This is a genomic window from Belnapia sp. AC561 (assembly GCF_979252845.1).
Genome location: NZ_CEEDBP010000228.1, coordinates 1 through 272, shown reverse-complemented (window position 1 = coordinate 272; position 272 = coordinate 1). Strand labels below are relative to the sequence as shown.

Sequence of the window (272 nt, the reverse complement as noted above, 5' to 3'; positions counted from 1 at the left end):
GTCTATAAAGCGAATACCGACCCAAATTATCAATTTTTTTTTCTAGATAATTTTTTACCTGTTTACGTTGGAAAAAATAAGATGCTTAATCTTATTGGCCATTTCAGGTATCAGTTTTGGAAGCAAATCAGCCTTCCGCTTAAGGCGTTCTTTAAAGGCGTCGATATTGTTTTCTGTACGGATAACGTAGCACCCTATATTCACCTCGGTTATAAAACGGTTCCAGTTTTTCATGATGCTTTCTTTTTCGAGAATCCGGAACACTTCAATAA

At 35.7% G+C, this 272-nt stretch carries 1 protein-coding gene; it reads right to left on the bottom strand.

Going from position 1 to position 272, the window contains the following annotated elements:
• Positions 1 to 54: 54 nt before the first annotated feature.
• The coding region (locus AC0IW9_RS30870; RefSeq protein ID WP_471652117.1) for a hypothetical protein at positions 55 to 272 on the bottom strand (218 nt) is incomplete at its 5' end.